Origin of the sequence: Synechococcus sp. BIOS-E4-1 (genome assembly GCF_014279995.1) — a bacterium.
GTDB lineage: Bacteria > Cyanobacteriota > Cyanobacteriia > PCC-6307 > Cyanobiaceae > Synechococcus_C.
The window spans coordinates 766368-784048 of sequence record NZ_CP047935.1 but is presented as its reverse complement, the minus strand read 5'-3'; the positions used below and the strand labels follow the sequence as shown (position 1 = coordinate 784048).

Below are 17681 nucleotides of genomic sequence, written 5' to 3'. Positions count from 1 at the left end.
TCAATCGCCTGAATCCGACGCGTTCAAGCGAACTTAATCAATGTGGTGACCCGGAGTCCACGCCTGTTCAGAGCATCCCGTGTGGCTGCTGCCTTCCGGTTCTGACCAAGTTTGGGCGTCTGAACCGCATAGGTCCGAGTCGCTTGCAATGTTAGCAATGGAAGTCCGCTGATCCGACAACGCGGTTGCGCGCTTCTGACCTGATCCGGTTCAAGCAGACCGGCCAACCGATCACCATGCTCACCGCCTGGGATGCCCTGAGTGCCTCCCTCGTGGAGGATGCCGGCGCTGATGTGGTGCTGGTGGGGGATTCACTGGCCATGGTCAGCCTCGGCCACAGCACAACCCTTCCCGTCACGCTGGAGCAGATGCTGTTGCACACCCAGGCGGTCTGCCGAGGCTTGAGTCAACCACTGGCTCAACAACCGTTGGTGATCACGGATCTTCCCTTCCTCAGCTACCAGTGCGGATTGGATCGCGCTGTGGCTGCAGCAGGAACCCTGATTAAACAATCCGATGCGGCTGGGGTGAAGCTTGAAGGCGCCGAACCCGAGGTGTTGGCCGTGATTGAACGCCTGGTTCGCACTGGGATCCCTGTCATGGGGCACCTGGGACTGTTGCCTCAGGCGGTCCACAGCCTTGGCTACCGACGTCAGGCCAGGGATCCCCGCAGTCAGGAACGCCTGCTGCAGCAAGCTTCGGAACTGGAATCAGCGGGATGCTTTGCCATGGTGCTCGAGCACGTTCCCGCCGAACTCGCAGGTCAGGTGAGGCGGCGTCTGGCCATCCCGGTGATCGGCATCGGTGCTGGGGATGACTGTGATGGGCAGGTGAGCGTGACCGCAGATCTGCTTGGACTCACCCGATCACAACCCCCGTTCAGCCAGGCCCGGATGGAGGGTCGGGGGCTGGCGGTCAGGGCCTTGAGCAGCTGGCTGGATGATCAGCGGCAGCCGTCAGCTCCTCCCACCACTCCACCAGCTCCACCAGAACCGCATTGCTGACAGCCATTCCCCCAGGATCGGTGAGCTGCCAACGGGAGCCGCAGTGCCGCATCAGATCAGTTGGCAGAAATTCTGCCCAGCGCGCCTCCAGCTGAGGCAACCAGCGGCTGCAAACGTCCAATGACCAGCCACAGCTCTGAGCCTGCTCCAGCAGGTCAACGCCTTCCCGTCGCCTCAATCCCACCAGCAGACGATCCTCCAGGCTCATCGGCGCGGCCAGCTCTCTCAGCAGCGAGGAATGTGGCCCATCCCTGTGTTGTTGCTCCAGCCAATCCCCATAGGCCTCACGGGTGCGGGGCCTGGCGAAGCGCTCACCCCATGGAGCACTGGTTGCACCCAGACCGAACGCCCACCAGCCGGCTCCGCTCCAATACACCCGGTTATGGCGCGACGCATGACCTGGCCTGGCGAAGTTGGAGATTTCGTAGCGGCAGTAGCCAGCCCTGGCGAGCCGATCACTGGTCGCAGCGATCCGATCGGCAGCGCCGTCCTCATCGGGCAACTGCAGATCACCGCGTTGCTCCAGCTTCGAGAACACAGTGCCGGGTTCAACGCTGAGGTCATAAATGGACAGATGGGGAGCAGCCATCGCAACGGCACGCTCCAGCTGCACGCCCCAGCCGTCATCGCTCTGGTCGGGCAGGTTGCGGATCAGGTCAAGGCTCCAGCTGCGCAGAGCGCCGTTCTCAACGGCTCCATGAAGCCATTCGCAGGCTTCCAGCAGATCCGAACGGCGATGACGACGACCGAGGGATTCCAGAACCTGGTCGTCGAAACTCTGACCGCCGAGACTGACCCTGTTCACTCCGGAGCGCAGCAACGCTTCGAGATCCATCTGCTCAAAGCTGGCAGGATCCATTTCCAGAGTGATTTCAGATCCGCACTGCAAACCGAAACGCGTTCGCAGTGCGTTGAGCACTCGCCCGATCTGTTCAGGAGTCAGCAGCGAGGGGGTACCTCCTCCGACATACACGGTGGCCAGGGGCGGCCCCGCTGGAGAAAGCTCGATTTCATGGAGCAGCTGCCCTAGATAGGCCTCGATCGAGCGACTCCCTGGCCCGCCCTTGGCATCCGCCTTGTCTCCCAGTGGCACCACCGCGAAATCGCAGTAGAAGCAGCGCCGATGGCAGAAAGGAATGTGGACGTAGGCGCTACGGGGCGCGGGTGCGGCCATCAGCCCGAGCCAGGAGAGTGAGAATGGTGCATGCTGCCTGCAATGGACTGGGCAGTGAGAACCCAACCTCATGGTCGAAGCGCTCATCATCATCCTGTTCCTGATCTCCGGAACGGCGACCGGCTGGATGGGCGTGCATCTGCTCCCACAGGAACTGTTGGATGACACCAACGCCCAGCAGGTGCGTCTGGGGCTGAGTGCCGGGGGGGCAGTGATCGGCCTTGTGGCAGGACTTGTCTTCAGGCAGTTGCGGCAGCGACTGATGAATCAGGTGCGCACCATGCCCACCGATCTTCTGGTCAGCCGGGCGGTTGGACTGATCCTCGGTCTGCTGGTGGCCAACCTGTTGCTGGCTCCGATTCTGTTGCTGCCTCTGGCCGGCGCCAGCTCTCTGGTGAAGCCCCTGGCAGCGATTCTGAGCAATGTGTTCTTCGGAGTGCTGGGTTACAACCTGGCCGAGGTGCATGGACGGACGCTGCTGAGGCTGTTCAACCCAACCTCCACCGAAGCTCTGCTGGTGGCGGATGGAGTGCTCACACCCGCCACAGCCAAAATCCTCGACACCAGCGTGATCATCGACGGGCGCATCCAGGGAATGATCGGCTGCGGGCTGCTGGAGGGGAAGGTGATCGTGGCCCAGACGGTGATCAACGAGATGCAGCAACTCGCTGATTCCAACAACCTCGAGAAACGCGGCAAGGGACGACGCGGCCTGAAGCTTCTCAATGCCTTGCGTGAGACCTACGACAAACGTCTGGTGATCAACACGACCCGCTACGACGGGGCCGGCACGGATGATCGTCTGTTGCAGCTCACGGAAGACACCGGCGGCACCCTGGTGACAGCGGACTTCAACCTGGCTCAGGTGGCCCGGGTCAAAGAGCTCAAGGTGATGAACCTGAGCGAACTGGTGATCGCCCTGCGCCCTGAAGTGCAGCCCGGGGATGAACTCAACCTGAAGATCGTCCGCGAAGGCAAGGAAGAACACCAGGGGGTGGCTTACCTGGATGACGGAACGATGGTGGTGATTGAGAACGCCCGGGCCGCCATCGGTGAACGGCGGGCCGTGGTGATCACCGGAGCCTTACAAAACCCAAGCGGTCGAATGGTGTTCGGCCGGCTCGACAAGAAAGGCGAAACAACCGCCACCGGAAAGAACAGCCCAGACGCAAAAACGCACCGCAAGAACCGTCGCAACGAGCGTCCAACCCCTGAGTCCCGCTAGGGTCCACAGACCACGGCGGCCTGACGCGGATGACCACATCAGCTCCCTATTACGGCGATTCGTCGGTGATGCGGACGCCCCCTCCTGATCTGCCTTCGCTGCTGCTCAAGGAGCGCATTGTCTATCTGGGGCTACCCCTCTTCTCCGATGACGACACCAAACGTCAGGTGGGTCTGGACGTCACTGAACTGATCATCGCCCAACTGCTTTTCCTGGAATTCGATAATCCCGACAAGCCGATTTACTTTTACATCAACTCAACTGGCACCAGCTGGTACACAGGCGATGCCATTGGATTTGAAACGGAAGCTTTCGCCATCTGCGACACCCTCCGCTACGTGAAGCCCCCCGTCCACACCATCTGCATCGGCCAGGCGATGGGTACGGCAGCTGTGATTCTGTCTGCCGGAACCAAAGGTCACCGCGCAGCCCTCCCCCACGCCTCGATCGTGCTGCATCAGCCCCGCAGCGGAGCACAGGGTCAGGCCACGGACATCCAGATCCGTGCCAAGGAAGTGCTGCACAACAAGCGGGCCATGCTCGAAATTCTTTCGACGAACACGGGCCGCAGCGTGGAGGAACTCTCCAAGGACTCCGATCGCATGAGTTATCTGACCCCGGACCAAGCCAAGGACTATGGGCTGATTGACCGGGTGCTCTCCAGTCGCAAGGAGCTTCCAGCTCCAGTACCGGCCGGCTGATTAAGGCCTCTTCTCCCACATTTCACCCCTTTTTCCTTCAACCCACCAGGACTCATGCCGATCGGTACCCCAAGCGTCCCTTACCGCCTCCCTGGCAGCCAGATGGAGCGCTGGGTGGACATCTACACCCGACTGGGAGTGGAGCGAATCCTGTTCCTCGGCTCTGAGGTCAACGATGCCGTGGCCAACAGTCTTGTTGCCCAGATGCTCTATCTCGACTCCGAAGACAGCAGCAAGCCGATTTATCTTTACATCAACTCCCCTGGTGGATCTGTGACAGCAGGGCTGGCGATTTACGACACCATGCAATACGTCAAGAGCGACGTGGTCACCATCTGCGTGGGTCTGGCGGCATCGATGGGCGCTTTCCTTCTGGCAGCGGGCACCAAGGGCAAGCGATTGGCCCTGCCCCACAGCAGGATCATGATTCACCAGCCACTGGGTGGAACTGCACAGAGACAGGCCAGCGACATCGAAATTGAAGCGCGCGAAATCCTGCGCATGAAGGAGATGCTCAATCGCTCCATGGCTGATATGAGCGGCCAGAGCTTCGAGAAAATTGAGAAGGACACCGATCGCGATTACTTCCTCAGCAGCGAGGAGGCCAAGGACTATGGGCTGATTGACCGAGTGATCGCTCATCCGAACGAGGCTTGATCGGTCCGGCACTTGCGTAAGCTCTGTCGTTACCAAGCTCCACGTTCATCGTCCGGATGGCTCAGCTTTTTTACGACTCCGATGCCGATCTCTCGCTGCTCAGCGGCAAGAGAGTCGCGATCATCGGCTACGGCTCCCAGGGCCACGCCCACGCCCTGAACCTCAAGGACAGCGGTGTGAACGTGGTGGTGGGGCTTTACGAAGGAAGCCGCTCCGCTGACAAAGCCAAGGCCGACGGTCTTGAGGTGCTGAGCGTTTCTGATGCTGCCGCCAAGGCGGACTGGATCATGGTGCTGCTACCCGATGAGTTCCAGAAAGAGGTCTATGACAAGGAAATCGCCCAGCATCTGAGCGCTGGCAAGGTTCTCAGCTTTGCCCACGGTTTCAACATCCGTTTCGGTCTGATCCAACCGCCCGCCGATGTGGATGTGGTGATGATCGCCCCCAAGGGCCCCGGTCACACCGTGCGTTGGGAGTACCAGAACGGCCAGGGTGTTCCAGCCCTGTTCGCCATTGAAAAAGACGCTTCCGGGAACGCCCGTGGCTTGGCCATGGCCTATGCCAAGGGGATCGGCGGAACCCGTGCCGGGATCCTGGAGACCAACTTCAAGGAAGAGACCGAAACCGACCTTTTCGGCGAACAGGCTGTGCTCTGTGGAGGCCTGTCCGAGCTGGTGAAAGCAGGCTTCGAGACCCTGGTCGAGGCCGGCTATCAGCCAGAGCTGGCTTACTTCGAGTGCCTGCACGAAGTGAAGTTGATTGTGGATCTGATGGTGAAAGGTGGTCTGTCTGCCATGCGCGACTCGATCTCCAACACCGCCGAATATGGCGATTACGTGAGTGGTCCCCGCCTGATCACCGGCGACACCAAAGCGGAGATGAAGCGCATCCTGGCGGACATCCAGGACGGAACCTTCGCCAAGAACTTCGTGGCCGAGTGCGAAGCCGGCAAGCCCGAGATGAACAAGATCCGCAAACGCGACGGTGACCACAAGATCGAGGAAGTGGGCAAGGGGCTGCGCTCGATGTTCAGCTGGCTGAAGGCCTCCTGAACGGGGCATCATTCAGCCCTTTCTGCTGGTGATCGCCGCAGCCGGTCTCGACCGGCTGATCGGCGATCCCCTCTGGTCTCCCCATCCTGTGGTGTGGATGGGGCGTTGCATCAGCCAACTGCAACGCAGCGTTGAAGCCTGGAGCGGCGATCAGCCCCTGCGGCTGCGCATCGGAGGAGTCGCCATCACGCTCGCTCTCACACTTGGCAGCGCCGGCATCGGCTGCCTGATCGAACGGGTTGCCCTGTACACGCAAGGCTTGCCCCAGGCCATTGCGGTGCTTGCGCTAGTAGCTGGCCTTGCCAGTGCGCTGGCAGCCAAAAGCCTTGAACAAAGTGTGCTGAATGTGATTTCAGCCCTTCCCTCAACAGAGGGAGAGGATCTTTCGGCAGCACGCGAAAAACTCAGCTGGATCGTGGGTCGCGATACGAGCTCACTGAGCAGGGGTGAGATCCTTCGCGCCACGGCAGAAACCGCCAGTGAGAATGCGGTGGATGGGCTGTTTGCACCGTTGTTCTGGATGTTGGTGGGCGCCGGTCTTTGGAACTCGGGGCTGACCGCCGCTCCAGGCCCCCTGGCCCTGGCCTGGGGGTTCAAGGCAGCCAGCACCCTGGATTCCATGCTTGGGTACCGCAGAGGAAACCTCCGCTGGCTGGGCACAGCCGGGGCACGGTTGGATGACCTGCTGACCTGGCTTCCCTGCCGCTTGGTGTTGCTGACCCTGCCGCTGGTGAGCAGGTCCTGGCTGAAGTGGCCAGCACTGGTCAAATCTGCTGAATCCGAGGGCAGACACGATGCATCCCCCAACGCCGGGCGCTCAGAAGCGATCTATGCACACTGTGCCGGCGTGCAACTCGGCGGCAGAAACCGTTACGGCGATCGCTGGCTGGACAAGCCACAGCTTGGCGCTGGTTACCCCAACGCAGACCCAAAAGCGATCAAAAGAATCCTTCAACTGACGCAACGACTGGAACTGCTGTGGATCCTGCTTGCGGCCTCGTTGAGCTGGCGACTGCAGATAGGGATTCAGTAGGCGCCACGATCCATCGGCAGCAACAACACGCCGAAGGTGCGCAGGATGATGGCCAGATCAAGCAAGAACGAACGTCCGCGGGCATAGGCCAGATCAAGCCTGACCCGCTTGGGATAGCTGAGGTTGTTTCGGCCACTCACCTGCCAGAGGCCGGTGAGACCTGGCCGGACCGCCAGAACTTCATCCATGTAGTCGCCGTAACGACTGATCTCTTTGCGCACGATCGGTCGTGGACCGACCAAGCTCATCTCGCCACGCAGAACATTGAGAAACTGAGGAAGCTCGTCAAGGCTCGAACGGCGCAGAAACCTGCCGATGGGCGTGATTCTTGGATCGTTGCGCAGCTTGAAATCGCGTTCAAATTCAGCGCGCATCTCAGGTGAGCGCTCCAACACCTGGGCCAGAACTGAATCAGCGTCAGGCCGCATCGTGCGGAATTTGATGCATCCAAACTGTCTATAACCGCGCCCAACCCGTTTCTGCACATAAAACACTGGACCGGGTGAACTGAGTTTCACCAGAACCGCCAAAAGCAGAAACAGTGGGGAACCCAGCCCAAGCACTGCGGCTGAGAACACAACATCACCACTGCGCTTCAGCGAACGCCCCACTCGACTCTGACGGCGAACCAAAGTGAGCGCAGGCAGGCTCGAAGGCGGCGCAGCAACCAACTCGAGGTGTCGGCGTGAAGCGCGAAGACGGAGCTTGGAGGGAGACGCGGAAAGGACAGGTCGACGGGGAGCACTAACCACGCATTGTCCCTCTCGTCTCAAACCAATCAACCTCAAGGATGAGCGTTCGTCAGCCGCAAAGGGCCAGTAACCGCAACGGCACAGAACCAGCTCAACAACCTACCGAGCCATCCAAGCGTGTCTCACGACGCGACAGATTGATCAAGAAGTCTCTCAGGGGATTGCCGTCCCACGCCCCTATCCCGAAGCTTGTGGCATGGCATCCACAAGCACTGCTCTCAATGGCCTCCTCGAAGAGGCTCTCCAGGAAGCCTCCATCGGAGAAACCACCCACTTCCATTGGCATGCCACAGCCGTGGGAATCGCCGCGCTTTGGCAGGGGGATGCTCCCCCCAGCACCCCTCCCTTTGACCAAGCCGTGACCGAAGGACTGGAAGTCGGCCTGGACCTGAGCCGAGAGGAACGGGAGTTTCATCAGGTCAGCGATGGACTTGTGCTGCTGTTCCACTCATAAATCCAATGTCGCTGGCTGCAGCATCAACCTCTTTTCGAGAATCGATTGTCGGCTGACCTCTCAGGGCCAAGTCGAACCATGGGGTTCAGATCACTCGCTCAATCAGGGCATAGCCGGAACTGTTTGATGCAAGCCAGCAGGAGGGTTTCGATCAAACATCAGGCAAGAGGCCAAGTCCGAGCCAGTCAGAGTCAGCCTCAGAAAAAAATTTCAACCGAATGATTGAAAGCAAACAGCCCAAGCTCAAACAGAACCCCGATTAAACGGGTTAAAAAATCTCATTTAAATACTAGTTAAAACGGAGAGGGTGGGATTCGAACCCACGAGGGTGTTACCCCTACACGATTTCGAGTCGTGCGCATTCAACCGGGCTCTGCCACCTCTCCAAGCGCTTAAAGCACTAACCCACTTTAGTAGGCAGCCATCTCACACCCTGGGCACCAGGCCCGATTGGGGCTGAAGATCGCTGCGGCGCAGTCGTACGGCTCTGCTCCCGAAGCGAACATCCAGAAGACGACCATGGCGCTTAGGGACACCAACACTCAGTCCATCACTCTGCAAACGCTGTCCTGCTGACAGGGGCAACCGTCCTCTCTGTTCTGCCTGCAATGTGCGCGCCAAGGCGTTCCAACACGCTTGCTGATCTGCACCGACAGGATCGAGAACCGCCACCCAGTCCAACCGCTGATGACCGAGCCCATGACTCAGTCGTGTCGCGATTCGACAACTGAGCTCATCGCCATGGCTGCTCAACATGGCAGCCCGTCCTCGGTGGCGCAACAACAACCACTGACGCCCCCACTGCGCCACACGAATCAAGTCATCCCGAAACTGAACGCGAGCCTGCAAACCCACCACCAACAGAAGCAACGGCAGCGAGAGGCAGCGCAAGCCCTGTGAATAGGGCAACAACCAAAGGAGCAAGCCCAACGAAAACACCAGCACCAGCAAAGGATGCACCGGTCCTGTGAGCAGCTGAGCCCATGGCCACTGACTGATCCAGTGCACCAAGCTGATCAGCAGCCAGCTCAGCTGCTGCACCGGCCAGATCAACCAGGGCAGCAGAGCAGAGCACAGCGCCGACGGCAGCAGCAGAACCATCAGAGCAAGAGCCATGGCGGCGAGGGTGAGGGGCCCCAGCAGAGGCGCCGCCAGCAGGTTGCTGATCACGGCATAAAGCGGTGCTGCGCCGAAATGAAGCAATTGCAGCGGGAGGGTCCAGAACAAGGCAGCAATTGGAATCGAGAGCGCTGGAGCTAACCGGTGCAATGGGCGAGGCAGGTGCTGCACGATCCACTGCTCCATGGGCCCAGCCGAAATCACCAGGCCAGCCGTTGCCGCTGCACTGAGCTGAAAACCGATGGAACGTGCCCAGGTCGGATGCAGCAGCAGCATCACGACCAATGTGAGCAGGAGCACCCCCAGCGGGCGACTGCGATGTCCGCTCTCACGAATCAGCAGTGCCGCCGCACCCATCAACACCGCACGCACCACGGATGGCTGCGCCCCCGCCAGGGCGAGAAACAGCGCCATTGCTCCACTGCCAGCAGCCAGCCTCAGTCCGCCAGGCCAGGCCCTGGTGCAAGCCATAGTGCTGCCCAGCAGTACGGAAAGATGAAATCCCGATGCTGCAAGGGCATGCGACAGGCCGGCCATCCGGAAGACATCGCGCAAGCTTTGCGGTAACGGCACCTGGGCACCTCCGAGCACCAGCGCAGCAAGCAAACCACCCTGTTGCTCTCCGGCAACAGCGATCAAACGCTGAGCAATCTTGCGGCGTGCATCGGCCAGAAGGGTCCGGTCCTGCCTCAACACCTGGATGGCATCGGTGCGTAAACGACTCCAAGTTCGTTGCAGCGCCAAGCGCTCATCAGCACCGGCCAACAATGGATGCGAGCCAGCTTGAGGTCGTCGCATTTCACCTTGAAGCTCAATCCAGGCTCCTGTCAGCAACGGGGTTGTACAAGGATCAAGAGTCAGCTCCGTTCGACCACGACTCCGCTGGCCATTGAGGCTGCTGACCGCCAGCAGAGATCTGCAGCGTCCGTTGTTCACAGCACCGTCAGCCTGGATCCGGCCCACCACGCGCACCGCAAGAGGCTTGCCATCAGGAGGAATGAACAGGCTGGGATCACCAGGCTGAGGCTGGGGCATGGCCCCAGTTCCGCAGCGAACACTGACCAGACAGAGCATCAAAGCGAGAACAGCAATCGCCTTTCTCGGTCGACGACAGGCCCGCCCCCAGGCCGCCAGTCCGCAGACCAGAAGGACCACCAGGAGCAACCAATGCATCGAGGAGCGCAGATAGGCCGCCCCAATGCAGGCAGAAAGCAGCAACAACCCGGCACTGAAGACCGGTTTCATTCAGCATGATCGGAGTTGCTGCGAAGGTTCCCCCCGCAATCAGACAGCGGTGGCGGTGGCGGTTGCAGGGGCGGACTGCTGTTGGAGCAAGGGGAATCCCAGCGCTTCACGCTCGGCGAGCCAGGCTTCTGCAACTTTGCGGGCCAGGTTGCGGATGCGGCCGATGGTGGCCGTGCGCTCGGTCACCGAAATCACCCCACGGGCTTCCAGCAGATTGAAGGTGTGGCTGCACTTGAGCACAAAATCCAGGGCCGGAGCAGGCAGATTGTTGTCAATTAGATCGGCTGCTTCCGCTTCATAGATGGCGAACAACTGCTTGAGGCGCTCAGGGTTGGAGACCTCGAAGTTGAAATGGCACTGTCCTTTCTCAAAGGGAAGCCAGATATCGCCGTAACTGCGCTCGCCATTCCAGCTCAGATCCCAGATACTTTCTACGTCCTGCAGGTACATCGCCAAACGCTCAAGCCCGTAGGTGATTTCAATCGACACCGGCTTGCAGTCGATGCCGCCGCACTGCTGGAAATAGGTGAACTGGGTCACCTCCATGCCATCAAGCCACACCTCCCAGCCCACGCCCCAGGCACCCAGTGTCGGTGACTCCCAGTTGTCTTCCACGAAGCGGATGTCGTGCTCGGCAGGCTTGATGCCAAGTGCTTCCAACGAGGAGAGATAGGTCTCCTGAATGCCATCCGGTGAAGGCTTGATCAGCACCTGATACTGGAAATAATGCTGTGCCCGATTGGGATTGTCGCCGTAGCGACCATCGGTGGGGCGGCGACAGGGTTCGGGGTAAGCCACCGCCCAAGGCTCCGGCCCGATCGCTCGCAGCACGGTGTGCGGACTCATCGTTCCTGCGCCCTTTTCCGTGTCGTAGGGCTGCAGCAGCAGACAACCCTGCTCCGACCAGAAACGGTTGAGAGTGCTGATGATGTCCTGGAAGTGCATTGTGCTTAACGCTTCTTGCTATGACTGGGTTCTTGGCCTATCAATCTGTTTAACAGTTGCTTAACAGAGGAGGTAGGAGGCATGAGTGACTCTAGTCCAGCACTTGCATCTCACCTGTTGAACAACGAGCGCATAACAAAGGGGACACCACGTGATTCCGTTAAACAAAGGCCGTTGACAAGCCTCCAGCCCCGCAGCTAGTACATGTGTTCTAGCAACGAGGAAGGTCATGGATGGATGGCTCGCAGATCCGAAGGGGTATTGGCGTGCAAGGTTCCACAGAGATCCAACAAAGACCTGGGCCAAGGATCAGAGGGTGTTTGTTGACCACGGCAGGCCCATGCCAGACGGTCCAGCCCTGCTCAAGACACGCAGGGAGATGCGATATGAAGACGCAGCCTCTCTTTGGTTTCAGCTGAAGAGGCTGGGCTGGACCATTGCCAAGCCTGCATGGGGAGCAGATGCCGAGCCATAAGGAGAGCACCGATGCGTGCTCTTCAGTTTTTATTTTCAGCAAAGCTGGGCACCTATCCAGCCATCAATCGGCGGCTTCACGCAGCACCAGAGCAGCTGAAATCACCATGACGGCTCCAGCTATTACGGCCTCGAGGAGGAGAGGCATGCGAGCAAAGCAGCTGCTCCCAAGCTGATGACATTCGCCAGTACTGACAGCAGCGAGGCACTACCAGGTACGACTGATCCTTCCTCCGACCACATTCCGTGACTGACGTCTTCGCTTTACCCAGCTGTCGCTGGGAAAGCTCGACACAAGCAGAGCAGTCCCCTCTTACTGATGAGCCTCCGTCTAATCGCAGAGGGCAGACTTGAGTAAGGCAGCTAGGTACATATGCCTAGATCGCCACTCTTAAGCTGCTGCTTTTGCTGTGACTTGCGTCGACGGGGCACATTCCCTTTCTCTTTCTTGAAGGCTCGCAGGCGCGGGCACGAAAGCCGCCTCGGTTTCAAGAACTTCAGAAGAAAAACAGCGACTCAAAAAACATACGAACTTTCCCGAAGAAAGCCATAGCTTTACGCACGTAAGTGACACTATCTAGTTACTAATACGTGCTATTACTTAATCCTTGCTGCAGCATATGTGCAACCTTAAATGCAAAACCTTTGATGCACATACGCGTCACGACGAATGCGTGAGGCATCGTAGCAACTTTACTTAAGTTAACAATTGCCACCCATTAGTTAGGCGCTAGTCATGACAAAGGTTTTGACCGACGATTAAACAGGCGGAACTGTTTACGTAAACCCCGATAGAGCTTGACTCAAACTCTGACTCTGGGGTTTCACGAACTCATGTGTAGTGCCATACTTCAAACGTGAACCGTATGCACTACGCATTCTCTATTGGAATACTAAAATTAATTAGTAGTAATCTTTAGTTTCCTTATATTATTTAGCATGATGCTTGATCTTCGTTTATTTGCGTGCCACGTCATAGAAGTCTTCACGCTTGCTAATCCAGTTATTGCCACCACGTACCCGCTTACCTTGTCGTACTGCGACCTTGGGATTGTCTAATGCCTGCTGAAAACTTGCGTCGAGTTCAGCTCGAATTCTTTCTGCGTCAGTGAGCTCGTCAAGTACTCCTTCTTTAACCCTCTCTTCATGCTGCTCTTTAGAGATAGTGCCATGTGTCCCCTCTGATATATCAAAGATAGACTTCTTGTTCTTCGGTGCGAAGCCTCTCTTGTTTTTACCAGTCACTGGGTTGATGCGATGAATCTTGCTCCACTCCTCTACTGACATTTGCCCAGCTGCTGGTGTTATCCCTTTAGCCGTTGCTTCAGCTACACCGACGGCACAGGTACTCATGTAAGTATCTGTGCTCTCTTGTTCTTTTGTATGCCGCAACTCATCCACAGCATCATCGTAAAGCACACGGAGTATTCCACTTAAATGCAATAGCTCATTCCTTGTGAGTTTTGTGATATCTAGATCAGCAAGCTCACCCAGTGCTTCACATCTAGCTTCAGGATCTATGGGGAGATATTGCGACACAGCTCTCTGTCGCATCCTCTTGACAGCTTGTTTGCGTAGATCATCAGCTTGAAGTGGCTTTCGTTTAGGACGAGGCATCTGTCTTGTCTCCTGTCACAAGGCTTTCACTCTTGGCAAAGAGCTGCTCTAACTTGTTAATATCTTTTTGTTTTACAGGGTAAGGTTTCGTACTGCCTTGATCATCAAGGATAAACATCTCAACTTTTCTGAAAGATAAAGCTGCTGCATAATGAGCATGCAGTGTGTGCAGAACTTGAGCAGCCTCCAAGATTTCGGTTGAAAGGATACTCATTGCTTCCGACAGCTCTTGGGGATACCGTGTGTCTTCTGTGTATGCTGCTTCTTCAGCTCTGGCCTGCGAAGACAGTCCTACATTCAAGGTAGATGAAATTGCTAGCAGCATCCCGACGGCTGGGTTTAGGTCGCTGCTGTCAGTAGCATTGTCGTTGATGAAAGAATCTACAGCTAGGAGATCGGTTGTTCTTACCGCAGCTTGTTTTGATTCCTCAAAATTCTGACTGACCAACTCCTGATATAGGTTCGCTCTTTGTTGAGGGCTCATTGCAGAGACGGCTTCCTCTGCTTTAGCTTGTCTTGAATCTTCACTCATAATTTCACCTTATATACTCCACAGTGTCTACTGAAATAGGAGTTCCATTACTCATCACAGTGGTATTTGGTGACACGATAGGAATGGGAGGTTCATATTGGCTGACTTTTTTAAAACGATTCATAGCCTCGACTCCTGCCACAGTTTGCTCAAATTGAGCTTGCATATTCTGTTCCGCAGTAATGTAAGTCCCAGGTGCATCTGGCTCTGACACAGTCCTTACAACTCTGTCGGATTGAGACATACTATTATTAGCAGCCATCATTCCCATCTTCTGAAGCTGTTCTTCAACCTGTCTTGGATTCAGCCCACTTGCTTGTAGCGCTTGAATAAGGTTAGCCATGTCATTGTTCATTTGTTTTTCTCCTTATGTAATAAGTTTAAGTGAATGATCTATTGAATGTGAAGGCTATAAAATCCCTTCGGCACGCAACTGCATCCCTACTTCTTGTTGAGCAAGACGGATTGCAGTATCAAAGTCCATCGGAGCAACGCTGCCGTCAGACTGTTGAATCGGCGTAGCCATCAGCTCTTGTGCTCTGTTGTTCACAAGGTCAGCGACTTGTGAATCGAAGGTGTTGGCAGGGCCCTGATCAATAGCTCTCTGCTGCGCTCTAAATTCAAGAGATTGAGCTTCTTCGGCGGCTCTGACTTCATCGTCAACCAATGCCCTCACGACAGCAGGTGAACCGATGCTTTCATTCATTTGCTGAACGTTTGCCCTTGCCTTCGCCAGTGGGTCGAGGCCTAGGCCACCAGCGATACCACCAGTAATTCCATCAATAAAGTTTCCAGTACTACGCGAGGCCACTCGGAATGGAGTTGGTTCATAACCTTCGTTCATTAGTTGATTAGCTGCGTTGAGTGCAGCTACTGCACCAGCAGTTCCAGTAATACCTGCGGCAAGGTAGGCGCCACGAGGGATCGCTCTTACCTGTGCTTGTGCGTCACCTACCGCATCGATCACGTTGCGAGTGGCATCTGACTTCATAAATTCAGGCAGATATTCCATAACATCTTCCCGACCTTGAACCCTTTCGTTCTGCCTGCGAATCTGCTCTGCGGCTGCGTAGTCATTGATAAGTTGCTGCCGTCTCGCACCTCCGAATGGGTTGATTCGTTCAATAAAGTTCAGCTCTTGTGGAGTGGGGACTGGCATAGTTTGCCTGGGTTCTCTATTGATTCCGCGTCGTCTTGCTTTAGTCATTTGTCTTGTCTCCAGTTGTTAGTAAGTAATAGATAGATAGCTGTCAGTAGTCATTGAGTATTCATAACAACTGCTCCTCATCTTTTTGCTTCCTTCGGGCTCCGATCTCTTCATCAATAGAGCTGGCCTTTGATAGTGCCCACATCTGCTTGCCCAGTAAATCGCTAGCTCTTTCCCTGTCAGGACCAGGGGCCATCTGATCAATCAAAGATTGCTGCTCAAGGGCGTAATCCATGAGAGCTGCCTGCTGGTTACGCCTTGAGAACCCGACCGCAGATTGCTCACGTTCCTGTGCAGCGTTTGGATTCTCTCGACCCATGCGGATCTTGGTGTCAAGAAGAGCCGCTGCGTTTGATTTGTACTGGTCGTAATCCAAGTCCTCGCCGTACTGTTCGGCAAAGTTCCGACGCCTGCGCTCGTCCTCTAGTGCTCCAGCGATGGCTCCAGCAGCAAGAGCTCCGACGGTTCCGCCAGCTGCAAGGGCAGACAAGGTACGAACATTATTCGTCCATGAGTTCTGTGCATCAGGTGCATCGAAGAACCTCTGGACTCCACGGACACTGTCACCGAGTGGCGTGCCTTCCTTGAATGCTGGATTGAAGTTTCGTTCGCCTACACCCTGGTCCTTACGCGGTATCGATTCAGGAATAAAACCAGCTGCTTTTCCAAGCGCCTTCTCAACACGGTTGCCTTTGCTTATCTTCTGGCGATAAGCCTCTGCGATCTTTTTGTTTGGATCATTCAAACGTCCTCGACGAAAACGAAGCGACCCAACATTTGAGAGTGCAGCTCCAGCTGCTGTACCAAGCAGAGCACCAGCAACAGGCATCAGCGTGTCGTTCACTGGCAATGACTTCCCGAGGAACTGAACTTCAACACCTCGTATCCCATCAGGGTTGGTCTTGAGCACGCCACCGAGATTGATCTTGCCGTCATCAAACGGATTCAGATCGATCTCTCTGTCACGGAGATAGCCCTTGTACTGGTTGTATTCAGCCCGTGTGACGTCAGGTCTTTCAAGCAGAACGTCATCAGCAGGTAAGAGGTTGCCCTCACGTCCGAGGAAATATCGAGAGGCAACCTCGGCAATGGCATTGCTGGTTTGCCTGGGATCCTCATCACTCGGAACGGTTGCGGCGTAACCGTCTTGCCTATCCAGTAGGCCAATGCCTGCGTTAACTGCTGTTGCGGCAGGTAGTAGAGCAGCAAGGCTGACGAGGTTCGGATTAAACCGACGACGCTTGAAGAAGGTCTTGCCTCCCTCCCGTTCAACCTTCCTGACCCCAGGCGCACTGGCTACATAGTTCTCTGCCTTGTTCCTTTCCTTCCTCTCGTTATCGAGCAGGTCCTTGTAGTTCTTCAGCTTGTCCTGTGCATCCTCATAGAGCGCTTGCTGTTCAGGGGTGAAGACAAGAGGATCAAGCTGACCGTAACCAGCAGCAGTGCCGCCAGGAGGAACGGGTGAAGGTTGAATCCCATCGACAACTTTCTTGGCCCTATCCCACTGCTCTTCTGCTGTACCTCCCTTCGGACTGAAACGAATCAGACCAAGCTTCTCGGCTTCAGTAATTCCATCAGCTCCAGAGGTGAGACGTTCGGCACCGAATAGGGAAGGGTTCAGTTGAGAAGCAACACTTTCACTAGCCAGGTCGACCACTGCCTGGGGTGCGTTGATCAGCCACCAAATGTTCCTTGATGCGTTGTTCGTGAAGTCCTGTGCAAGGTTGCCCAGTGCATACCCTGCCTTGGAGACAGTAGGAATTCTCCGCAGCTTTTCCTTGAAGGCTTCGACTACTTCAGGTGAAGCATCAGGCTTGATCTGTTCACCTCGGGTGAGTTGAGGCCCGAGGAGGAAGCCAGCATTCCCACGGCGGATCAGCTCCTCATCGTCATAGGGACTGATGCCAGGAAGCATCCGAGCAATCCTTCCTTCAGGGTTGACTGCCTTGACTTGCTTGGCCAGATCCACCAAAGGATTATTGCCAAGGACGTAGTGAATACGCGGTGCCTCGTCCATGCCCTGCACATCTCGAATGTGCCTCAACATTCCATGGCGCTCTTCAGGAGCCACATCCATGCCTCCCTTAAGTCCGTCACCTAATGCTCGCCAGAACTCTGGGTTAGCTGGATTGCGTGCACGCTCAAGGAAAACAGGATCGGAATATGGATTGCTGTTGTAACTGGACGTCATTGCCTCTGTCCTCTCTGTGTCAGCTCAACCATCTCCAATGAATGACGCAGGCTGCGTCTCACAAATTCAGAGGGAGAGATGCCTGCTTGCTTGGCAACCTCGGCGATCTGATCCTTGTAATCGCCTGGAACACGCACGTTCAGCGTGCTTTCTTTGTTCAAACCACTAATCATTTGTATTACTCCACTCAATACTGTTACTTCTATTCTACAATATTTTGTAAGACAAATATGATAACAAAGAAGAATATATTGCACTAATAATAATGGCTGCTAATAGAGCGCGTAGGCGTCAGCCTT

At 56.3% G+C, this 17681-nt stretch carries 18 protein-coding genes, 1 tRNA gene and 1 other RNA gene; 8 read left to right on the top strand and 12 right to left on the bottom strand.

Annotated features, from left to right (window positions below):
- Positions 1–44: 44 nt before the first annotated feature.
- An RNA gene (gene ffs, locus SynBIOSE41_RS03870) (signal recognition particle sRNA small type) lies at positions 45–141 on the bottom strand.
- A gap of 44 nt (positions 142–185) precedes the next feature.
- On the opposite strand from ffs, the gene panB reads away from it, so the two are divergent.
- On the top strand, positions 186–1004 hold the full coding sequence (gene panB, locus SynBIOSE41_RS03865) for a 3-methyl-2-oxobutanoate hydroxymethyltransferase (protein WP_186539677.1): 819 nt from the start codon (positions 186–188) through the stop codon (positions 1002–1004).
- On the opposite strand, the gene hemW is transcribed toward panB, so the two are convergent.
- A complete protein-coding gene (gene hemW / locus SynBIOSE41_RS03860; protein ID WP_186539676.1) occupies positions 916–2178 on the bottom strand; it encodes a radical SAM family heme chaperone HemW in 1263 nt (420 codons plus the stop codon). The two genes, panB and hemW, sit on opposite strands and share 89 nt — an antisense overlap.
- 70 nt (positions 2179–2248) lie before the next feature.
- On the opposite strand from hemW, the gene SynBIOSE41_RS03855 reads away from it, so the two are divergent.
- From SynBIOSE41_RS03855 to cbiB, 5 genes are read left to right on the top strand one after another with little or no spacing between them, the layout of a single operon-like run.
- Positions 2249–3403: a PIN/TRAM domain-containing protein gene (locus SynBIOSE41_RS03855; protein ID WP_186539675.1), complete on the top strand. Its 1155-nt coding sequence runs from the start codon at positions 2249–2251 to the stop codon at positions 3401–3403.
- A 29-nt stretch (positions 3404–3432) separates the two neighbouring features.
- A complete protein-coding gene (locus tag SynBIOSE41_RS03850) occupies positions 3433–4104 on the top strand; it encodes an ATP-dependent Clp protease proteolytic subunit (protein WP_067094175.1) in 672 nt (223 codons plus the stop codon).
- 54 nt (positions 4105–4158) lie between these two features.
- Positions 4159–4761 carry an ATP-dependent Clp protease proteolytic subunit gene (locus SynBIOSE41_RS03845; protein WP_186539674.1) on the top strand — a complete coding sequence of 201 codons (603 nt, stop codon included), beginning with the start codon at positions 4159–4161 and terminating at the stop codon, positions 4759–4761.
- A gap of 56 nt (positions 4762–4817) precedes the next feature.
- On the top strand, positions 4818–5813 hold the full coding sequence (gene ilvC / locus SynBIOSE41_RS03840; RefSeq protein WP_186539673.1) for a ketol-acid reductoisomerase: 996 nt from the start codon (positions 4818–4820) through the stop codon (positions 5811–5813).
- Between the two features lie 28 nt (positions 5814–5841).
- A complete protein-coding gene (gene cbiB / locus SynBIOSE41_RS03835; protein WP_186539672.1) occupies positions 5842–6846 on the top strand; it encodes an adenosylcobinamide-phosphate synthase CbiB in 1005 nt (334 codons plus the stop codon).
- Here the strand turns inward: cbiB and SynBIOSE41_RS03830 are convergent.
- A complete protein-coding gene (locus tag SynBIOSE41_RS03830) occupies positions 6840–7598 on the bottom strand; it encodes a sugar transferase (RefSeq protein ID WP_066906817.1) in 759 nt (252 codons plus the stop codon). The genes cbiB and SynBIOSE41_RS03830 overlap by 7 nt on opposite strands.
- 196 nt (positions 7599–7794) lie before the next feature.
- On the opposite strand from SynBIOSE41_RS03830, the gene SynBIOSE41_RS03825 reads away from it, so the two are divergent.
- Positions 7795–8052 carry a hypothetical protein gene (locus SynBIOSE41_RS03825; protein ID WP_186539671.1) on the top strand — a complete coding sequence of 86 codons (258 nt, stop codon included), beginning with the start codon at positions 7795–7797 and terminating at the stop codon, positions 8050–8052.
- 299 nt (positions 8053–8351) lie between these two features.
- On the opposite strand, the gene SynBIOSE41_RS03820 is transcribed toward SynBIOSE41_RS03825, so the two are convergent.
- The 3 genes from SynBIOSE41_RS03820 to glyQ all read right to left on the bottom strand — a co-directional run bounded on the left by SynBIOSE41_RS03820 (position 8352) and on the right by glyQ (position 11361).
- Positions 8352–8438: transfer RNA gene (locus SynBIOSE41_RS03820), tRNA-Ser, on the bottom strand.
- A gap of 40 nt (positions 8439–8478) precedes the next feature.
- Positions 8479–10416 carry a ComEC/Rec2 family competence protein gene (locus tag SynBIOSE41_RS03815; RefSeq protein ID WP_186539670.1) on the bottom strand — a complete coding sequence of 646 codons (1938 nt, stop codon included), beginning with the start codon at positions 10414–10416 and terminating at the stop codon, positions 8479–8481.
- A 39-nt stretch (positions 10417–10455) separates the two neighbouring features.
- The gene (gene glyQ, locus SynBIOSE41_RS03810) at positions 10456–11361 is read right to left on the bottom strand and encodes a glycine--tRNA ligase subunit alpha (RefSeq protein ID WP_186539669.1); all 906 of its coding nucleotides are present in this window, start codon (positions 11359–11361) and stop codon (positions 10456–10458) included.
- A 229-nt stretch (positions 11362–11590) separates the two neighbouring features.
- Between glyQ and SynBIOSE41_RS03805 the strand changes: the two genes are divergently transcribed.
- Positions 11591–11836: a DUF1651 domain-containing protein gene (locus SynBIOSE41_RS03805; protein ID WP_186539668.1), complete on the top strand. Its 246-nt coding sequence runs from the start codon at positions 11591–11593 to the stop codon at positions 11834–11836.
- Positions 11837–12792: 956 nt separating this feature from the next.
- Here SynBIOSE41_RS03805 and SynBIOSE41_RS03800 read toward each other — a convergent pair.
- From SynBIOSE41_RS03800 to SynBIOSE41_RS03775, 6 genes are all read right to left on the bottom strand, one after another.
- Positions 12793–13389 carry a hypothetical protein gene (locus SynBIOSE41_RS03800; RefSeq protein ID WP_222930575.1) on the bottom strand — a complete coding sequence of 199 codons (597 nt, stop codon included), beginning with the start codon at positions 13387–13389 and terminating at the stop codon, positions 12793–12795.
- Positions 13390–13438: 49 nt separating this feature from the next.
- Positions 13439–13984, bottom strand: coding sequence for a hypothetical protein (locus SynBIOSE41_RS03795; RefSeq protein ID WP_186539666.1), 546 nt, complete (start codon positions 13982–13984; stop codon positions 13439–13441).
- Positions 13985–13988: 4 nt separating this feature from the next.
- Positions 13989–14327: a hypothetical protein gene (locus SynBIOSE41_RS03790; protein WP_186539665.1), complete on the bottom strand. Its 339-nt coding sequence runs from the start codon at positions 14325–14327 to the stop codon at positions 13989–13991.
- Positions 14328–14393: 66 nt separating this feature from the next.
- On the bottom strand, positions 14394–15143 hold the full coding sequence (locus SynBIOSE41_RS03785) for a hypothetical protein (RefSeq protein ID WP_186539664.1): 750 nt from the start codon (positions 15141–15143) through the stop codon (positions 14394–14396).
- Positions 15144–15252: 109 nt separating this feature from the next.
- A complete protein-coding gene (locus SynBIOSE41_RS03780) occupies positions 15253–17382 on the bottom strand; it encodes a hypothetical protein (RefSeq protein WP_186539663.1) in 2130 nt (709 codons plus the stop codon).
- Entirely contained in the window at positions 17379–17543 is a 165-nt protein-coding gene (locus SynBIOSE41_RS03775) for a ribbon-helix-helix protein, CopG family (protein WP_186539662.1), read from the bottom strand. The genes SynBIOSE41_RS03780 and SynBIOSE41_RS03775 overlap by 4 nt, the downstream gene beginning before the upstream one ends.
- Between the last annotated feature and the right edge of the window lie 138 nt (positions 17544–17681).